We start from the raw sequence: 17,981 nt of genomic DNA, 5'->3' as shown, positions 1-17,981 counted from the left end.
AGCCCTCCACACCACATCCAGGGTGGGGACCCGTGCGGTTCCGACCCTGTGATTTGAGGGTTCGCGACCGCGTTAGCAGCGCAGCTTCTCTCCGGCTGGATCATACAAGGGATCAGCTGCGACCACCGCTGGGACACAGCGATCAAAATGCTTGATGATCAGCTCCGTGTCAGGTTGTGCGTACTGTGGATCCACCCAGGCGTAAGTAATGGTCTTGCCGACTGTGTAGCCGAAATCTGACGAGGCGGTATAGCCGACCAGTTGCCCGCCGGCATCACGCACCGGCGAACCAGGATTCGGCGCCCCGAAGGGAAAATCTGAGGTGAGCGACACCATCCGGCGTTGAGTCATCGGGGATGTAGACAGCGCTTCCTTGCCGAGAAACGCGGTCTTATTTTTCGACACCGCAAAGCCTAGCCCGGCCTGTTCGGGTCGGTGTTCGCGCGTAATATCGGCACCATACGCCCGATAGCCTTTTTCCAGCCGGAGGGCGTTGAAGGCTAACCGCCCACCGATCACAAGCCCAAAGGCATTCCCTGCCGTCTGGATTTCCTCCCATAAACGCGCCCCATGGTCGGCGGTGGTATACAGTTCCCATCCGAGCTCCCCAACATAGGACACCCGCAGGGCAAGGACCGGCACGGCTGCAACGTAGAGATGCTTTGCAGTAAAGTACCCGAACCCTTCGTGACTGATGTCGTCATCGGTCAGCTGACTGAGCACATCGCGCGCATGAGGGCCCCACAGGCCGATACAGCATGTGCCCGCCGAGACATCAGTGATTGCGACACGTTCACTGTCACGAACTTGGTTGCGCAGATGCACCAGATCGCGGTGACTATTGACGCCCAGGAAGTATTCCTCGTCGTCAAGTCGCGTCACCGTGATATCCGACAGGATGCCCCCGCGCTCATCGAGCATTAACGTATAGATGACGCTGCCCGGCGCTTTAGCGATGGTATTGGTGCACACCCGCTCTAGCAGGGCCGTAGCGTCAGGGCCAGCGACCCGGAATCGCATCAGCGACGTCATGTCATACATGGCCACACGATGACGAGTCGCCCACGCTTCAGCAACGGCGACCGGCGAGAACTCAGCAGCATCCCAGGGCGGGATTTTCGGGAAGGTCAGGTCTGCTTCGTCGAGCACGCGACGATTATCGTCCAACCATAGGGGTCGCTCCCAACCGTTGGCTTCAACAAAGTGTGCCCCGGCGAGCTTCTGATGGAAATAAAACGGTGAGGTGCGTAGCCGACGCAGCTTGACCGACGCCGCGCGTGGATGGCGAATGTCATACACTTCGTCGTAAGATTCCAGCCCTTTTTGGCGGGCGAATTCCGGGGAGAGCAACTGGCGATCAAACCGAGCCACATCGAGATCAGCCGTATCGATTCCCGGGTGTCCGGTGGTGATCCAGTCAGCTACGACTTGAGCCACCCCCGCGGAGGCAGTCACCCAGACTGCTTGGGCTAGCCATACACCGTTCACAGTTTGTGAAGGCCCCAACAATGGGCCGCCATCGGGGGTAAAGGAAAACAGGCCGTTGAAGGACCGCTGCGTATCGAGTCCAACCTCTTGCACGGAAGGGTAGACCCGTTGCATTTCTTGCCAGGTGGGTTCGTATTCGTCATAGGTGAATTCATGGATGGACGGTTGGCGTCCGGTACGGAGCGCTTCAGCTGGTGTTGCGATTTCATCTTGCCGCACCTCAAGAGGGCGGTGCTCATAGGCACCGATGACCAGGCGCTTGCCCTGTTGTCGGAAATAGATTCCTGCACCCTGGTGACGGACCATCGGGAAATCGCAAGCTTCATCATTGACCGCATCTTGAAATTCATCCAGTTCGTGGCTGAAGCCCAAACCGTGTTCAATGGGTTGCATCGGTAAATTGCGACCCAGCCATCGACCGATCGTAGGGCCCCAGATACCGCCGGCCGCGACCACCAGATCCGCTGCGATGATACGTTGGCGCTCGCCGGTTAGAGCATCGACTACCCTGACGCCGGTAACGGCCCCGTCTTCGGTGACCAGGTCGACCACTTGGGTGTATTCGTGAAACGTGGCCCCATGAGCTATCGCGCGCTTGGCTTGAGCAGCCACGGCTCGCGCCGAGTGCACCACGGCGTCGGTGGGGGTGTGTAACGCACCGACCAAATCGGTGGTGTTGATCGCTGGCCAGAGGTGGTGCACGCGGTCGGCATCGATGAGTGCTGATTCCACACCCCAGGACTGAGCGAAACCGTGTCGGCGTTTCAACTCCCGCATCTGCTCATCGGTATACGCAAGCTCAAGACCGCCAACGCGTTTGAGCAGCCATTCGTCGTCGCCGCCAGGATCAAGTTCATCAAGCTTGTTCAGTGTGCGCTGGGCCAGCTCCGACATCGCTTTGGACGGATTGACCTGAAAAACAAACCCCGGAGCATGGGATGAGGAGCCACCGGTGGTGTATAAGGGACCTTGATCCACGACCGTGACGTCTCGTACACCGCGTTGTGTGAGTTCATCAGCCAGTGCAGCGCCAACCACACCCGAGCCGATTATCAGTATCTTGAGTTCTGTTACCGCCATCGAACTACCTTCCAAGCCGGGGTTGCGCATGTTGCAACTTATGCATAAAGTGCAACTGTGATGTGTGTCACTCAGTGTAGTCAGTGGCCCGCTGCGCAGACAAGGGGGTCGCGATGAACAACCGGAAGGGGCGAGACGAATGAGCTCGAACCAATCAGTCGACCGAGCACTACAGATCTTGTGGACCCTCAACGGACTACAGCACGCCACGGTTACCCAGATTGCCCAAGAGCTCCACGTCCATAAGTCGACTGCCTCGCGGCTGCTGACAGCACTTGAACGACACCGGCTGGTAACTCGACAGCCCGACAGCTTAGCCTATGAACTTGGGCATGGCATCTTGCAGCTCGCTAGCTCCGTGAATTCGCAATACGACCTGACCAGATCCGCTCAACTGCTCGTGGAGGCAGTGGCTGAGCACTTCAATCTCACAGCAAACGTGGCGATTTTGGACGACACCTATGCGGTGAACATCGCACAGTCAGATCCACCGGATAAATTCTTTACTCCGCGGCAATATGTGGGGCGTCGTACCCCTGGCCACGCCACAAGTAGCGGCAAAGTCTTACTAGCATTTGCCGACCAGCAGATCCGTGACCGGATAGCCTCCGAGTCCCTGCACCGGTTTACCCCTCACACCATCACGGATACTTCGGCTCTGATGGCTGATCTTGAGCTGGCGCGGCAGCGAGGCTGGGCGGTGTCGAATAATGAGTGGGATGAAGATATGACAGCAATCGGCGTGCCCCTGCTCGGCAGTCAAGACCGGATTGTTGCGGCCGTTACAGTTACTGGGTTTACCCACGATCTCCCACCGGAGACTTTTGCGGCCCGCGCGCAGGAACTCCAGACCGTGGTCGCCCAACACGGGCGGCTGCTGGACTGAGACCTTGCAGGAAACGAAAAAACCTCGGTTTACACCGAGGTTTTGCTGCTATGAAGCATTGGTGGCAGATACTGGATTCGAACCAGTGAAGGCAATGCCAGCTGATTTACAGTCAGCCCCCGTTGGCCGCTTGGGTAATCTGCCATGTCCACGTCTTGCGTGCACGAGTGTTTACCTTACCAGCACTTTTTTGTTTTTGCGAATCGGTGCCCTACCTGTGCTCGGCGGGCAGGCTAGAGTCCGAGTCATATGGTGAGTCAGGGATTCAAGCTAAACTTTGACCAGAACCAGTTATCACGTGTGCAAGGAGGCCAGATGGCCAAGGAATCGACTTTTGACGTCGTGTCCGAAGTGGACAAACAAGAAGTTGCCAATGCTGTAAACCAAGCCGCCAAGGAACTTCAACAGCGCTACGACTTTAAAGACACCGGTGCCGAGATTGAGCACACCGAAAACACCATCACGCTCACGGCAAACGCCGAAGAACGCGTCAATGCGGCGCTGGACGTTTTGCAGTCGAAGATGATTCGCCGTGGCATTTCTTTAAAAGCCCTCGACGCTTCAGAACCTGTGGCCACGGGCAAACAGCACAAAATCACCGCCACGATTAAAGAAGGCATCGACCAGCCCACCGCCAAGAAGATCTCGAAATTAATCCGCGATGAGGCACCGAAGTCTGTTAAAGCCAACATTCAGGGCGATCAGTTGCGCGTGTCATCGAAGTCTCGAGATGACCTGCAGGCCACCATCAACCTCCTGCGTGACTTCGAGGACGCCCCGCTACAGTTCATTAACTTCAAATAACCGCTTAGGAGTCTTTGCGATGATGTACCTCATCACCTTCAACAAGATCATCTACACCACGCCGATGTCCGTCGGACAGTTCCTCGTGTCCCGAGAAGATGGTGATGCGTTTGAACAAATGACCCTGACCGAACCCGAAGTCCATATCGATATTGACGATGTGCTCCAGCCCGCGCTACGCAATGGGTTCCGGCACCCTGAGGGCCTTTTGGTGGATGAGAGCCTCGTCGATATTATGACCGCACCCCAGCGTCTAGAAATGGCCGCACAAGCACAGTCAGCTCTGGAATCGCAGCTGGAAGAACTGCACACCGACCCGATCCCGGTTACAGATGCCACGCATGCGCATCAGGTTGATCAGCTCTCCCGCAAAGCGCGCCTCGATCATGAAGAAGCCCTGCGATGGGCACAGAATACGCGCAATGAACTCTTAGAGCGGCCGGTTGATGACGAGCTGCAACGGCACTGGGAACAACGTCCTACCGGTAGCAGCGCACACTCGCACTAACGGCTCTGACCCATGTCCCGGGCCTGCTGGGTCAACCGTTCCACCCGGTCCTCCATCGCAGGATGCGTAGAGAACCAGTTGCGGACTCGGCCGGCGAAGGGGTTGGCGATCATCATGTGCGAAGCGGATTTTACCCGATGATCCTCTGCCGGCATCGGATGTCGTTGCACTCCCCCAGAGATCTTTTGCAGGGCTGAGGCCAGTGCCAGCGGATCGCCAGTTAACAACGCTCCATCATGGTCGGCCGAGGTCTCCCGGTCCCGCGAAATCCCGGCCTGGATCAAACCGGCGGCAAGCGGTGCGAGAATCGCACCGAGCAGATTCAGCAAGGCGTTACTGTTATTTCCGCGGTTGAACATCAGCATGTATGCCACACCTTGGATGATGGTGCCCAGGGCTGCGGCAACCGATGAGGTCAGGATGTCGCGGTTGTAGACGTGCATCAGCTCATGTCCGGTCACCGCACGCAGTTCACGCGGCGTGAGCAAATGCATGATGCCCTCGGTAAAGCAGATCGCCGCGTTTTCTGGATTGCGGCCGGTGGCAAACGCGTTGGGCTGATGTGTTGGAGCAATGTAGATCCGCGGGGCCGGTTCGCCAGCCTTTTGAGCAAGATCGTAGACCATATCGTAGAGGCCCTTGAACTGCTGCGGGTCGGCCGGGTAGGCCTGCATGCTGCGCAACGCGATCTTATCGGAATTCCAGTAGGTGACCGCAGTGGTCACGAGTCCGATCCCGGTGAACAGGATGATCCACATACCGTTGCCGGTGGAACCAGAGATCACACCACCGATCGCAACCAGAATGCCCAACATGAGGGCAAATAGAAACCAGGTTTTCGTACGATTTCGCGTTGCGCGTTGCATACAGACGTGTTCCTCTAACTATGTGCTGCTTCGCGAGCTCGAGCCGCAGCTAGTCGAAGCTGTTCTTCACGATCGACTACCTTCACTCGCTCACGTTCGACCGGGCCGTTGGCTGTTTTCATATCACCCAGTTGGATCTCGTAATTATCCAGTTTTTTCCAGCCGTGCCAGTCACTATATTCAATGCCACGGCTCGCTAACAGGTCTAAAATGGCCTGCTCATCAGGGTTTTCTGCCGTGTAGAGATGGTCGACATCTTCGATGATGTGACCAATCGTCTCTAAAGCATCACCCTTCGTGTGTCCGATAAGTCCAACCGGCCCACGTTTGATCCAGCCTGCGGTGTAAAGCCCCGGGACCGGCTGCCCATCAGCACCCAAGACTCGGCCTTCCTCGTTTTTGATGATGCCGCGTTCTTCATCGAATTGAATTTGCGGCACGGCAGAACCGAAGTATCCAATGGCACGATAGACGGCCTGGACGGGGTACATTTTCATTTCGCCGGTGGGCCGGACGTTACCGGTGCCGTCGAGCTCCATGCGCTGCATCCGCAGACCAGCAACCTTGCCGTGTTCGGTCAGGATCTCTTCTGGCGCTTCCAAGAAGTGCAGGTGGAGTCGACGGGACGCGCCACTGCCTTCTGGTCTGTCTTCTTGTTCGAGTAACCAGTTGGTCAAGGTGTTGACCATGTTGCGCACCTGGTTGGACTCTTCGGCGGCTTTTTCGGAAGCTTCGTCAAACTCGAAATCGTCTTCGTACAAGACGATTTCGCAGTCTTCAATGCTGTTGAGTTCCCGCAGCTCGAGCGGAGTGAATTTCACTTGTGCGGGACCACGACGCCCGAATACGTGGACGTCGGTGACCTGTGATGCGGCGAGGCCCTGGTAGACGTTATCGGGGATCTCGGTCTCGAGCATTTGACGGGCAGGTTTGGCCAGCACGCGGGCCACGTCTAACGCGACGTTGCCATTGCCAATGACGGCAACTTCTTTTGCTGACAAGTCCCAGTGCCGATCTACATCGGGATGACCGTCATACCAGTTGACGAAGTCGGCGGCTCCGAAGGAGTTTTGGGCGTCTACCCCCGGAATATCTAGCCGGGCATCCTTGATGGCTCCGGTAGCAAAGACAATCACGTCGTAGTATGTGCGCAGTTCGTCTAAATGAATGTCGGTGCCATAGTCGACGTTGCCGATAAACCGAAGGTCGCCACGATCCATGACCCGATGGAGGGCTTTGATGATGCCCTTGATCCGTGGGTGATCGGGTGCCACACCATACCGAATCAACCCGAAAGGCGCTGGATATCGATCAAAGAGGTCGATGGACACCTCAAAATCGATATCGGCTTTCTGGAGTGAATCAGCGGTGTACACACCGGCCGGACCGGCACCGATGATGGCGATCCGCAATGGACGATGCATAGTTTCGGACACTAATTTCCCTTTGTTCATAGAGACACAAGTACTAGCAATGCTAATTACGTAACTACCGTATCCCCTAATGCTGGCTGTCAGCCATGAATTCAGCGATCAGCAACAGTGGCTGGGACAAAATTCGTGACTACACTAGTAGCTATGGCTCGACGCGATACACCAGTATTTTATCCAGGATTTCAAGGGTTAGTTTCAAAACTCTTGGATCGCCCGTGGCAAGCATCAGACGGCATGCCGCCGGCCGAGCTGCAACACCAAGTGCAACAGTCAATTGCTGCACAACAATTACAGGAACTGGGGAACGAGCCCACAGCAGACCGTCTTATTCCCCTGTCGTTGCAAGAATTTTATTTGGCCTTGGGGACCTCAGAGATGATGGAAACGAATCATTTCTTTTTCGATCCAGACGAACTCGAGATCCGTGACAACATGGTGATGTTCGTCGAAGACGCCAATGAATCGACCGTCTGGGCCGTCCCGCTGGATCAGGTCACGCTGCCCGACCCAATTATTTTTCACCGCACTGTCGGGGCCGATGAGCCAGACGGTGCTGGAACGTGGAAATCCACGGACTCAACTGTGTCAGAATTCATCACAGAGACTTTGACCTGGAACTACACGGAGGACGACCTTGACTGACTACACCGGCCACGGGCCGCATCCCACGCCGCCGCAGATCCAATCGCATGCTCCTGCCGGGTACGTTTGCCCGTTCTGTGGTCTGGTTAACGGGGACGTAGCTGACCCGAACAATCGATGCGAACTCTCCGATGTGATCTATCAGGATGACGATCTCATCGTCTTCGCCGCGGCCGATGGGTTCGGGCCGCGCGCCGGGCACGTCATGATCTGTCCGACCGAGCATTATGAGGCCCTGTATCATTTGCCCGACCGAGTACTGATGCGTATCTCGTTGATGGTGCGCGAAGTAGCGTTTGCGATGAAACGGGCATGGAATCCTGAAGGCATCTCCACTCGGCAACATAATGAGCCCTCCGGGAACCAGCACGTGTGGCACTACCACCTGCATGTGTTCCCGCGGTATGCAAACGACATGTTATACCGCCACCTTCGGCAACCGATGGATGTGGCCTACCGGGCCGAGATCGCCCAAGATATCAAGGCCACCTTGAATCCGGCCAAAACCTTCTTACCAGAGAACTAAGCGTCCCGAGAGACGACATATTCGGCAAAGAGCTGTAGGGCAGTTTTGACGGGTGAATCAGCTAAACCGTCTAAGGCGTCGATGGCTTTGCGTGCCCACTGATCGGTGAGTTCCCAGGCGCGCTCAATCACCTGATGGGTGGCCACCGCGCGCACCGCATTTTCTAATTGCTCATCAGTGTCCAGTGGCCCGTCGACGAGTTTCAGGGCTTCTACCGCATCGGCATCGCCCTGGGATGCTGCTTCACGCAACAACAAGACCGGTAAGGTTTCGACGCGTTCTTTCAGATCCGTGCCCTGGACTTTGCCCGAGGTATCGGACGGGCTGGTGACATCAATGATGTCATCGGCCAGCTGGAATGCCATCCCGACGTTGCCACCATAGGTCGCTGCGATCTCAATGAGCTCTTCGGACCCGCCGGCAAGCAGTGCCCCTAGATAAGCGCTCGTAGCGAGCAGGGATGCCGTCTTGCCGTCTATAACGCGAAGATAGTGTTCCAGGGGATCATCATCGGCTTCGGGACCGACGGTTTCCCACAGCTGGCCCATGACCAGTTTCTCAAAAGTGCGAGCATGCTCCCGCACCGCACGAGTTCCCAGCGACGACATTTCACCTGAGGCTCGGGCAAAGATGAGATCGCCGGCAAGAATAGCAATCGAGTTGGACCATTGCTGATGAACTGCTGTCACACCGCGACGTTGATCAGCCTCGTCCATGACATCATCGTGGTACAACGTGGCCAGATGCGTCAATTCTAACGCGACGGCAACCTTACGAATGTTGTCGTTGGGCTCTGTAACCAGTCCAGACCCGACATTTTCATCCGCCAACATTGAGGATAGAACGGTCACGATGGGGCGGACTCGCTTACCGCCGGCATCCAGTAAGTGCCGCGTCGTCAGATGCGCCAACTGGTCCGCGTACACTAGCGCGTCAGCGAGATCATCTTCGATCTTCGATAAGCTGGTCAACAGCGCATCAAATAGCTGCTCGTGCTCTCGCAGCGCGTCAATACCCGGAGGCAGCGAAATAGAAATGTCCACCCGTATAACCCTACACTAGCGGCCCATTTAGGCCCCTGGAATCACCGTTGTACGAACTTGTGCTCGTATGGCACATAAACTTACCGCTGTCATGGCCCGTATCAACAGAGGTTACCCCGCAGTACCCCGTATTTCAGCTGTGCGAGCAGCATCTGCTATCGCAGCCATACCAAGGTCCCGCACGTGTTAGTCACCAGGCCGCATCGATCAGCGCATTTTCCGCAGGCGTTGCCGCTGAGACTGTGGCGCACCATGCCGCCGTTTTCGCAGCCACGCCCACAGGACAGTTCGGCGCGGCCAGATGAGACCCTTGTGCTGGTTCATCGCACTCTCCCTGATAGCCCAGCCTTCCCGTTGGCAATGATGTCTCAGACTACCGAACCCGCACCAGCGAAAAAACCGGTACATTATTGCCTATCATGTCTTTTACCGCCGCAGCTTTTCAACTGTCTGAGGCACAAGTGGCCCAATTGCCTACCGAAATCATAGGCAAGGCCACCTGTGCATTTTCGCGACACCGGATGGGCAAACTCGGCTTTGGCCAACGATTCCGCTTCACCACACGTGGCCCAGAACGATTCACTGCCGCGCGGGATCGCTGGACCGAGCTCACCGCTGAGGCGGGCCCTGAGCTCCCTGCATCCCTGACCGCTGCCGCTCCGATCTGTTTTGCGGCTTTCACTTTTGATGCTCGTTCGGCAGTTGATTCCATCGTGACCGTGCCGAAATTTGTGTTAGATCGATCGACTGACGGCGTTTGGTTGCGCTACACCTACGAATCAACCGCAACACCCCCGAGCGCCGAAACACTCTTTACGACTTTCCTCGAAGAGCTCCCCCAAGAACCACCTGCCGCCGAACACAATGGGCTAAAAACGGTGTCCGCCCAGTTGTCGGAAGCTGCGTTTGAGCGCTCGGTGGCGAAAGCGGTCCAGATGTTGGCGCAACAAGACTTTGAAAAAATCGTCTTGGCTCGCGACGAGTTACTCACCGGTGCCGCTCCATTCCATATCCCGGCCACCATCCGTGCCTTGGCGTCGGATAATCCCACCGCCTGGACGTATAAGGTTGAAAACCTGATTGGCTCAACCCCGGAGTTATTGATCGCCCGCCAGGCCAATGCTGCCAAAGCCCGGGTGCTGGCTGGGACCGTGGATCGCAATGTAGCAGTCAATGAAGATCTCATTGCAGAGCAGTTGTCAGATCATCCCAAACAGATCTTCGAACATCAGGCCGCTGTGGATTCCTTGGTCGATAAGCTGGCGCCATTTGCCACCCAATTGCGCACCTCTGACCAACCGTTTGTCCTGTCCCTGCCGAATGTGTATCACTTAGCCACAGATGTCTCAGCTGAGCTGACATCAGAAACGTCCATTCTGGATCTTGTGGCGGAAATCAACCCAACGGCTGCCGTGGGTGGTACTCCACGCCAGCCCGCAATGGATGCAATCTGGCAACTAGAAGCCGAGACCCACGGGATGGACCGTGGCCTCTACGCCGGGGCCGTCGGCTGGTTAGATGCCCATGGTCAAGGTGAATTTGGGATCGCACTGCGTGGCAGTCTCATCGAAGACGCTTATCACGTGCGAGTGTATGCCGGTGGCGGGATTGTCGATGGCTCAGATCCGGCTGCAGAGCTAGCTGAGACCCATGCCAAAATGCGGCCGATGAAAAAAGCGCTGCGTGTCCAAGCACTCTAGGATCCTGGTATGAATTCTGTGCGCTCTTCGTCGTTTGCCGTTATCGGTGCGGGTATTAACGGTGCAGCAGTCGCTAACGAACTCACCCGTCGTTTCCCAGCAGCGAAGGTCACGGTCTTTGAGAAAGCCGCAACGGTCGCGGCGCATCAGACCGGGCATAATTCCGGCGTCGTGCATGCCGGGTTGTATTATCAGCCGGGCAGTCTCAAAGCCCGGCTCTGTCGCCGAGGTGTGGAGCTCATGACTGCTTACGCTCAGGCAAAGGGTGTGCCCTATGAGGCCTGCGGAAAACTCGTTGTGGCGCTGGACCCCGACGAGCGTCCGCGTCTAGAGGCCATCTTTGAACGGGCAGTTGCCAACGGGGTGCCAGATGTTGCACTGATCGGTCCCGATGAGCTTCGTCGCCTTGAGCCCAACGCGGTGGGCGTGCTGGCATTGCACTCCCCGCACACTGCGATCATTGATTTTGCTGGGGTCACTCGAGCCCTGATCGATGACGTGCAGGCCGGAGGCGGAACAATCCGGTTAGCAACCGAGGTGACCGATGTCAGCGTGGATGCGCAGGGGTGTGTCCTCACCACGCGAGGACCCGACGATAATGAGCAGACGGAGCAGTTCGATTATGTGATCGGCTGCGCCGGTCTGCAGTCAGACCGGCTCGCCCGGATGGCGGGCGGAGCTGCTTTCCCCGCGATCGTACCGTTTTTTGGTCAGTACGCGCAGTTAGCACCGACCCACCGACAGATCCTCAACGGCCTGGTCTACCCGGTACCCGATCCCGCCTACCCCTTCTTAGGGGTGCATCTCACCAAGCGCGTCGATGGGGAAATGCTGGTCGGGCCCAACGCGTTTTTGTCATTTGGCCGAGAAAATTACACCGGTTGGCAGATCGGGCTCAAAGACACCGCAGCAGTCCTGACCAATCAAGGTTTTTGGAAGTTTGCCGCACGGAATATGAAAGCAGCGATCCGAGAGCTGACTGCCGTGGTCTCTCGGAAAAAATTTCTCAATGGCGCGACCGCTTACGTGCCCAAACTCGACGGAGCACAGGCCACGCCCATCACCCGTGGCATTCGTGCACAAGCCATGGACGAAGACGGTCAGTTAGTCGATGATTTTGTCATCGAACACCTGGGGCGGGCCACGTTTATTCGCAACGCGCCCTCCCCCGGTGCGACCTCTTCGATGGCAATTGCCGAATACATCGTTGATGAGGTCTCAGCGACCCACGGACTAAACGCCAACGACTAATCGGTGGCACGCGACCGCGCGGAAGCTACTGGTAGGACACGAACCACGGCTTTGGTTCAACCTCGAAGGTCTCCTTGGGAGAGAACATCGGATTGTCTTGGCGGTAGAAGTTCTTCCACGCCATGTAGATGTCGTCGGGCAAATCCCGTTGCAACGCTTCCCACGTGTCGAGTTTTTGTTCTGCTGTGCCATGGCCGTCAGCGTGGAGCACGATGGCCAGTTCGGAATGATCTGTATTGATCTCTTCGCGGTCTTGGATCATGGCCAATTGAAACTGATGCAGGATGACCATCTTCTGGGGCAGTTCATGCTCGGCAGTGAGCTCGGCCAACCATTCGGTGGTCTCGTTGATTTCCGCCGCGTCAACAGAGCCGATCTGTTGCATATGCACCTGACCGGGGGCCAGGCGCCATTCTGGGTCTAAAGCGAGGCCGACGTTGGGTTCTTTGAGATAATCCTCAAACAATTTGGCCTGGGTCAGGAAATCATTGTGGCCCGGCTGTAAGTCCAAGACGACGTACACATCGTGTTCTTCTGCAGCTTCAATGTAGGGATCCAGGTCGTCAAAATCTACGACCGCAGAGTAGTTGCCATCATTACCGGGCGCAGCGGACGCCATCGTCACGATGATCTCAAATGACGGGATAATCTTGGCGTCAGTATGCTTCTCATAGTATTCTGCGAGGTCTTTAGCACGTTCGACTGCTTCCTCGGGCCCTTGCTCTCCGAGCGCACCAAGCTCGGGATAGGTGGGGTGTCCGTAGAGCGCGATGAACCGCTTATCTGGGAACAGCTCGGTGCCACCACCGATGAGTTCTGGTGGCTCTTCGGTAGGAGTTGGCGTGGGCTCCGGGCTAGGCTGCGCGGTGTTGTCACCGGTGGACGAAGGCGTCGACTCTGCAGGCGCGGCAGACGGGTCGGCACTGCATCCAGCAAACATCACAGCAGCTGCCATCAGAGCAGCAATGGCACGAGGTAGTCGCGGCATAATTCACATCTCTGTTGGTTGGGGAAGGACCTGCCCTAGCTTATCTTGAGATCCTGAGAAGCCAACAGGAATGCCTTACAGTGTCGTTTCGCGAGCCGCAATGATCTGATCGTAACCGTGCCGATACGTCGGGTAGGTCAACGTTCCCACAAGCTCCGCTAATCGATCGCCGCTCAGTATTCGTCCACCGGATTCGACGGGTTCGACCGGCGGGGGCGGGGCCACATGCAGGCGATCGGCAAGGTATTTGACCACGTCACCTAGCAGTACACCCGGGGTGCGGTCGATTGCATGCAGCACGTTGGGCGCAGTGTCGAGCATCAGGAGTGTATGCAGAGCTCGCACGAGATCGGTCTGGTGGATCCTATTGGTGCGACGGGCATATTGAACCGGTTTTTGATCCAGTACTTTTCGAAGTAACATTTCGCGTCCTGGCCCGTAGATCCCTGCGGGGCGCACGATATGCGCGTTGAACAGCTGGGTTGCGAGAGCCTCGCCGGCAACCAGGGTTTCACCGCGTTCGGACACGGGGGCTACCGGATCAGACTCAGTAATGGCCTGCTCGGTGGTTACGCCTTCGAAGACTCGAGTGGAGGATACAAAGAGCACACGAGGTGGGACCTGCGGCAGGGCCTGCGCCAATTGGTGCAACGCTGCCAGATAACCGTTTGCCCCGGTGGTGTCTTTGATCGACGGCGTCAGGGTTATCACCATCGCATCAACGGTAGGTAACGCCTGGGTCACCGGTTGTAGCAGGTCCACGGACAAGGGCTCAAATTCGACCGGTAACTGACGCGCGTCTCGGCGCAGGCCGTAAACTTGCGCCCCCTCGGCGATGAGCCGTTGTCCGAGTTCGGTGCCGACCTGCCCACATCCAACCAAAAGGACACGCTGGGGTGCGTGCTGGAGCTTTTGCGTCATGAGCCTGTCATCATCCTGTTCTGTGAGTGCATTAGACGAAGGTGGCTCGAACGGCGGCTTGGACTGCGGCGTGCACGTCAGAGCGTTGGCTACGATCTGAGACCACTTCGAGGACTCGTCGACCTTCGGTGGGGTCTCCGAGCATATGGATAAGTTGTTGTTCCGAAGTTAACCGCTCGTGTCTGATGCCGTGGGCAGCACAGATCGCGCCGATATCTACGGTGTGGGGCGTGCCGAAGAAACGTTCCACCACCGATGCCATGCCCGGACGCTGCGCGACTTCACCGTGTTCCAGGCCGTGGAAGATCGCCCCGCCAGAATCGTTAATCACCACAATGTCCAGGTGGGGTTCTTGCTCGGTCGGGCCCATCAGCAGACCGTTGGTGTCGTAGAGGAACGTCAGATCCCCAACCATGACTGTGGTGCGTTCTCCGGTCGCCAGACTGATGCCGCTTGCTGTCGAGATGGTCCCATCGATGCCGGCCAACCCGCGATGCGCAAAGACCGTCGCGGTCGCCTCAGACGGTGGGCGCCACACGAGATCCACATCGCGAATCACCGACGAGGACCCCAACACCAGCTGACCCAGGGCAGTCGCCGAGACTAATTGCGCGGTACGCATCGCTCCGGGCTTGCCGACGACATGCTGTCGTTTGGTCAGCGCCTGTTCTAGGGCGCGTTGGGCACGCAGTGCGGCCGATTGCCAGGACCCCAGCCACCCCGGTGGGCCGGTGCCGGCGAACTCTGCCAAAGATTGCAGCTCAGTGATCAGTTCTTCTCTGCGAGCGCCCGGTGTGAACCAGCCGACCGGTCGCGGATAATACATGGCGGATTTGATGTCATCGCGTTTGAGAAGGGCTTGAAGCTGTCGCGACAGGGTGGGCCGTCCAAACAGCACGATGCGACGAATATGTTTACCCAACCGGTGGGCATGTTCGCCGTGGCCGCCTTCGGGCCCCAATAGATAGGGATAGGCTGCGATGGCGTTGCGCGAAAACCTGGCGTTGGATGACGGCTCGGCAAAGAGCGGCAGTCCCAGGGCTAAGGCGAAATCGTGGGCGATGGGTCCGGCACCATGACCGGCAACCACCACCGTGTGGCGTTCCCGTAAGCCCGTGGCCTCAACCAGTTGATCCTGATAGGACGCACCGCGCTGTTGCCACCGCTTGTCAGCAGTAAATCGGGGTTGTGCCTGGGAGGGGGTAATCACCGGCTGCACGCCGGTCTCGGCTTCACGTTTAACCGCCAGCGTATCGGGTTCTGGGATCAGTGGTTCGCGGAAGCGGGCGTTGATGTGGACCGGGCCGGTTGGTGAGCTGTCGGTTCCGGCACCGACGGCCAGTGCTCCCATCACTGAGGCGTGGGTTTTGGCGTAATCGGCAGTATCACCGGTCACGGTGATCGAAGTGCGCGCATGTACTCCGAACATATCGCGCTGGTCGGTGGTTTGATTGGCGCCGGTGAACTGAACCTCAGTGGGTCGGTCGGCGGTGACGGCCACGAGTCGGATGTCCGCATGGGAGGCTTCCATCATGGCGGGCAGCAGGTTACCGGTGGCCGTGCCAGAGGTGGTGACGACCGCGGCGGGACGTCCGGAAGCTAGTGCCATCCCCAGGGCGGTGAACGCCGCTGAGCGTTCGTCAACACGGACGTGGAGTCGCAGCCGGTCGGGGTGGGCGGCTTCGGCCAGTGCATAAACCAGCGGTGCGGAACGTGAACCGGGGCCAATGACCACGTGGCGTACACCGGAGTCGCGCAGTGCGGTGACGATGGCGCGGGCGGTATCCATGGAATCCATGCGGTCCATCCTACGCGTTTTGGGTCAGCACACTGTGTGCTTTTGCTAGTCGGGTCTGCCACCATCGCTGCCGCTCATCTGGCAGTTTCAGCTGTTCAATGAGCTGAGCATCGGGGACGGGCGCCGGCCCCGGGGTCAGCACCCCGTTGACGGGCAGTGCCGGTTGTGCCGGTTCGGTGCGAAACAGTGCTGCGGTAGCTAAACCACAGGCGTGGTCCAGGCTCGGTAGTGCCGCAGCCAAGGCCACCCCGGCGGCAATCCCCACCGAGGAATCTAACGCAGACGACACAACGGCATCTAACCCGGCGTGTTGCACGATTGACAGCGCTCGGCGAACCCCACCCAAGGGCTGGACTTTGACCACAATCAGATCGGCGGCCTGTGCTTGGGCGACGGCTAACGGATCGGTTTCTTTGCGGACGGCCTCATCTGCGGCGATCAGCACGGAACTGCCGGCGTCACGCAGCGCAGCACGCAGTTTGGCTAACGGTTCAATACCGGGGACCGGTTGCTCTGCATAGGCCAAAAAGGGCAACGCGGTGATCACTTCGAAAGCTTCGTCGTGGCTATATTTCGTATTGCCGTCGATGCGTATGTCAGCGTCTGGAAGCAGTTCTCGCACGCGCTGCACCCGCGCGATATCGGTGGCCACATCATCCTCGGCGACTTTGACTTTCACCGCCGTGACCGGTCCAAACCGAGCCAAGACCGTCTCCACATCCTCGGGGGCTACGGCCGGGACCGTCGCATTGACGGGCACACTCTGGCGCACCGGTTCGGGCCAACCGTGCCACCCGGCCTCAATCGTGGCAGATAGCCAGCGGGCGGATTCTTCGGCGCCGTATTCGGGAAATGGCGAAAATTCAGCCCATCCGATCGGGCCCTTGATGAGCATGACTTCTCGCAGCGTCGTGTCGCGAAACGGGGTGTTCATCGGCAATCCGACGGCTACGGCATTGGCGGCGAGCTCCTCCAGGGCAACGTCAGCGTTTAGCGGTAAGATGTGTGCGTTGTCGACCATGTCGTTAGTCTAGGCCCCATGCACCCTGATTCTGTCCATCAGCTGCCGGATGATAATTTGCCGGCCACCCGGCGACGCCGCCGGGTCGTTCGCGCGCCCGGATCGCGCATCTGGGCGTGGTTGATCATGCTCGTGCTAATGGCCGGTGGACTGTGGGCGATCTACACGAACTTTGTGCTCTCCTCGACTGGCCAAGTGCTGGATCATGCGGCCCTGGCCTCAGCCGAGTTGCAGCTGCGATCCCTCCATGAGGCCTCGATCGGACTATTGGCTGACCTGCCCATCGTGGTGGCCTCAGTAGCCGCCGTGGGGTTCTTGGTCTTGACCTTGTGGCGACGACGCTGGGCCGCCTCACTGATTGTGGCGCTGACCTTTGCGGCAGCAAACTTGACCACCCAGGCGCTCAAGGTGCTCCTGGATCGTCCCGAACTGGCCAATGGCGTGCCCTACTACACGGGCAACTCGTTGCCCTCGGGTCACGTGACGTTTGCTACCGCCACCGCGGCGGCCGTGTTCTTATTAGTGGCCCCGCGCTGGCGCTCTTTTGTAGCACTGATCGGCATGCTCTTTTCGGCCACCGTGGGCGTGGCAACCTTCTTGAACGGCTGGCACCGCCCCGCAGACATCGTGGCCGCCTACCTCGTGGTGGGCTTCTGGACTCTCCTGGGGGGTTTCATCATTTACCGAGTTTCGGTGGATTACAACCTCATCTCCCCGCGCTCTCGTGCCCGGTATGCCTCACTATCCGAAATTCTCTTATGGTTGCTCGCGATCGCCGGTCTGGGCGGCGCCCTGGCCGTTGTGCTGCTCACCGGTGGACTCGGTCAGGTGCCCGCTGACTTCTCCGAAGTCGTGCCATCGACCAGATGGTTTGGCTTCGGAGCCCTACTCATTGGCGGCGCGTCAGCGGCCGTGTGTGCATTGTTGGCAAGTTTCTTCCGCTGGGAGGCCGGCCGAGAAGCGGAGTGACCGATCCGACAATCGGTGCGTTAACCGCGCGCGAACAAAACGTTCTAGGATGTTTCC

The 17,981-nt window shown here is 58.1% G+C and carries 16 protein-coding genes and 1 tRNA gene; 8 read left to right on the top strand and 9 right to left on the bottom strand.

Translation table 11 applies throughout. The annotated features are described in order from the left end of the window. Positions 1 to 72 precede the first annotated feature (72 nt). Positions 73 to 2,568, bottom strand: coding sequence for a GcvT family protein (locus tag J2S62_RS03040; protein ID WP_310171269.1), 2,496 nt, complete (start codon positions 2,566 to 2,568; stop codon positions 73 to 75). A 139-nt stretch (positions 2,569 to 2,707) separates the two neighbouring features. On the opposite strand from J2S62_RS03040, the gene J2S62_RS03035 reads away from it, so the two are divergent. Continuing rightward, entirely contained in the window at positions 2,708 to 3,454 is a 747-nt protein-coding gene (locus tag J2S62_RS03035) for an IclR family transcriptional regulator (RefSeq protein ID WP_310171267.1), read from the top strand. 59 nt (positions 3,455 to 3,513) lie between these two features. On the opposite strand, the gene J2S62_RS03030 is transcribed toward J2S62_RS03035, so the two are convergent. Beyond that, positions 3,514 to 3,598 (bottom strand) — tRNA-Tyr (locus J2S62_RS03030). A gap of 171 nt (positions 3,599 to 3,769) precedes the next feature. Here J2S62_RS03030 and J2S62_RS03025 point away from each other — a divergent pair. Then, positions 3,770 to 4,258 carry a YajQ family cyclic di-GMP-binding protein gene (locus tag J2S62_RS03025; protein WP_310171265.1) on the top strand — a complete coding sequence of 163 codons (489 nt, stop codon included), beginning with the start codon at positions 3,770 to 3,772 and terminating at the stop codon, positions 4,256 to 4,258. 19 nt (positions 4,259 to 4,277) lie between these two features. Continuing rightward, positions 4,278 to 4,766 (top strand): hypothetical protein, encoded by a 489-nt coding sequence (locus tag J2S62_RS03020; RefSeq protein WP_310171262.1) that lies wholly within the window; start codon positions 4,278 to 4,280, stop codon positions 4,764 to 4,766. Here J2S62_RS03020 and J2S62_RS03015 read toward each other — a convergent pair. Further along, positions 4,763 to 5,632 carry a M48 family metalloprotease gene (locus tag J2S62_RS03015; RefSeq protein ID WP_310171261.1) on the bottom strand — a complete coding sequence of 290 codons (870 nt, stop codon included), beginning with the start codon at positions 5,630 to 5,632 and terminating at the stop codon, positions 4,763 to 4,765. The genes J2S62_RS03020 and J2S62_RS03015 overlap by 4 nt on opposite strands. Before the next feature lie 14 nt (positions 5,633 to 5,646). Further along, on the bottom strand, positions 5,647 to 7,056 hold the full coding sequence (locus tag J2S62_RS03010) for an FAD-dependent oxidoreductase (protein ID WP_310171260.1): 1,410 nt from the start codon (positions 7,054 to 7,056) through the stop codon (positions 5,647 to 5,649). A 153-nt stretch (positions 7,057 to 7,209) separates the two neighbouring features. On the opposite strand from J2S62_RS03010, the gene J2S62_RS03005 reads away from it, so the two are divergent. Beyond that, complete coding sequence (locus J2S62_RS03005; RefSeq protein ID WP_310171258.1) at positions 7,210 to 7,707, top strand: hypothetical protein; 498 nt, start codon at positions 7,210 to 7,212, stop codon at positions 7,705 to 7,707. Next, positions 7,700 to 8,233: an HIT family protein gene (locus J2S62_RS03000; RefSeq protein ID WP_310171256.1), complete on the top strand. Its 534-nt coding sequence runs from the start codon at positions 7,700 to 7,702 to the stop codon at positions 8,231 to 8,233. Before J2S62_RS03005 ends, J2S62_RS03000 begins: the two co-directional genes overlap by 8 nt. Here J2S62_RS03000 and J2S62_RS02995 read toward each other — a convergent pair. Next, positions 8,230 to 9,276, bottom strand: coding sequence for a polyprenyl synthetase family protein (locus J2S62_RS02995; RefSeq protein WP_310171254.1), 1,047 nt, complete (start codon positions 9,274 to 9,276; stop codon positions 8,230 to 8,232). The two genes, J2S62_RS03000 and J2S62_RS02995, sit on opposite strands and share 4 nt — an antisense overlap. A gap of 419 nt (positions 9,277 to 9,695) precedes the next feature. On the opposite strand from J2S62_RS02995, the gene J2S62_RS02990 reads away from it, so the two are divergent. Together J2S62_RS02990 and lhgO are read left to right on the top strand one after the other, a co-directional pair. Continuing rightward, on the top strand, positions 9,696 to 10,976 hold the full coding sequence (locus J2S62_RS02990) for an isochorismate synthase (protein WP_310171252.1): 1,281 nt from the start codon (positions 9,696 to 9,698) through the stop codon (positions 10,974 to 10,976). A 9-nt stretch (positions 10,977 to 10,985) separates the two neighbouring features. After that, the gene (gene lhgO / locus J2S62_RS02985; RefSeq protein WP_310171250.1) at positions 10,986 to 12,227 is read left to right on the top strand and encodes an L-2-hydroxyglutarate oxidase; all 1,242 of its coding nucleotides are present in this window, start codon (positions 10,986 to 10,988) and stop codon (positions 12,225 to 12,227) included. 25 nt (positions 12,228 to 12,252) lie between these two features. Here the strand turns inward: lhgO and J2S62_RS02980 are convergent, their stop codons facing one another. From J2S62_RS02980 to J2S62_RS02965, 4 genes are all read right to left on the bottom strand, one after another. After that, the gene (locus J2S62_RS02980) at positions 12,253 to 13,215 is read right to left on the bottom strand and encodes a hypothetical protein (protein WP_310171249.1); all 963 of its coding nucleotides are present in this window, start codon (positions 13,213 to 13,215) and stop codon (positions 12,253 to 12,255) included. A gap of 75 nt (positions 13,216 to 13,290) precedes the next feature. Beyond that, complete coding sequence (locus tag J2S62_RS02975) at positions 13,291 to 14,136, bottom strand: sugar nucleotide-binding protein (RefSeq protein WP_310171247.1); 846 nt, start codon at positions 14,134 to 14,136, stop codon at positions 13,291 to 13,293. A gap of 31 nt (positions 14,137 to 14,167) precedes the next feature. Continuing rightward, positions 14,168 to 15,934, bottom strand: coding sequence for a 2-succinyl-5-enolpyruvyl-6-hydroxy-3-cyclohexene-1-carboxylic-acid synthase (gene menD / locus J2S62_RS02970; RefSeq protein WP_310171245.1), 1,767 nt, complete (start codon positions 15,932 to 15,934; stop codon positions 14,168 to 14,170). A gap of 10 nt (positions 15,935 to 15,944) precedes the next feature. Beyond that, positions 15,945 to 16,955 carry an o-succinylbenzoate synthase gene (locus J2S62_RS02965; RefSeq protein WP_310171244.1) on the bottom strand — a complete coding sequence of 337 codons (1,011 nt, stop codon included), beginning with the start codon at positions 16,953 to 16,955 and terminating at the stop codon, positions 15,945 to 15,947. An 18-nt stretch (positions 16,956 to 16,973) separates the two neighbouring features. On the opposite strand from J2S62_RS02965, the gene J2S62_RS02960 reads away from it, so the two are divergent. Then, positions 16,974 to 17,924 carry a phosphatase PAP2 family protein gene (locus J2S62_RS02960; RefSeq protein ID WP_310171242.1) on the top strand — a complete coding sequence of 317 codons (951 nt, stop codon included), beginning with the start codon at positions 16,974 to 16,976 and terminating at the stop codon, positions 17,922 to 17,924. The last annotated feature ends 57 nt before the right edge of the window (positions 17,925 to 17,981 follow it).

This window comes from Enteractinococcus fodinae (genome assembly GCF_031458395.1).
GTDB lineage: Bacteria > Actinomycetota > Actinomycetes > Actinomycetales > Micrococcaceae > Yaniella > Yaniella fodinae.
Note: the sequence above shows the minus strand (reverse complement) of the source record. Positions and strands in the feature narration are given on the sequence as shown.

Bases quoted from the DNA above. Each gene is read 5' to 3' on its own strand.
- J2S62_RS03040 (WP_310171269.1), bottom strand. From the start codon at position 2,568: ATGGCGGTAACAGAACTCAAGATACTGATAATCGGCTCGGGTGTGGTT.
- J2S62_RS03035 (WP_310171267.1), top strand. From the start codon at position 2,708: ATGAGCTCGAACCAATCAGTCGACCGAGCACTACAGATCTTGTGGACC.
- J2S62_RS03025 (WP_310171265.1), top strand. From the start codon at position 3,770: ATGGCCAAGGAATCGACTTTTGACGTCGTGTCCGAAGTGGACAAACAA.
- J2S62_RS03020 (WP_310171262.1), top strand. From the start codon at position 4,278: ATGATGTACCTCATCACCTTCAACAAGATCATCTACACCACGCCGATG.
- J2S62_RS03015 (WP_310171261.1), bottom strand. From the start codon at position 5,632: ATGCAACGCGCAACGCGAAATCGTACGAAAACCTGGTTTCTATTTGCC.
- J2S62_RS03010 (WP_310171260.1), bottom strand. From the start codon at position 7,056: ATGCATCGTCCATTGCGGATCGCCATCATCGGTGCCGGTCCGGCCGGT.
- J2S62_RS03005 (WP_310171258.1), top strand. From the start codon at position 7,210: ATGGCTCGACGCGATACACCAGTATTTTATCCAGGATTTCAAGGGTTA.
- J2S62_RS02990 (WP_310171252.1), top strand. From the start codon at position 9,696: ATGTCTTTTACCGCCGCAGCTTTTCAACTGTCTGAGGCACAAGTGGCC.
- lhgO (WP_310171250.1), top strand. From the start codon at position 10,986: ATGAATTCTGTGCGCTCTTCGTCGTTTGCCGTTATCGGTGCGGGTATT.
- J2S62_RS02980 (WP_310171249.1), bottom strand. From the start codon at position 13,215: ATGCCGCGACTACCTCGTGCCATTGCTGCTCTGATGGCAGCTGCTGTG.
- J2S62_RS02975 (WP_310171247.1), bottom strand. From the start codon at position 14,136: ATGACGCAAAAGCTCCAGCACGCACCCCAGCGTGTCCTTTTGGTTGGA.
- menD (WP_310171245.1), bottom strand. From the start codon at position 15,934: ATGGATTCCATGGATACCGCCCGCGCCATCGTCACCGCACTGCGCGAC.
- J2S62_RS02965 (WP_310171244.1), bottom strand. From the start codon at position 16,955: ATGGTCGACAACGCACACATCTTACCGCTAAACGCTGACGTTGCCCTG.
- J2S62_RS02960 (WP_310171242.1), top strand. From the start codon at position 16,974: ATGCACCCTGATTCTGTCCATCAGCTGCCGGATGATAATTTGCCGGCC.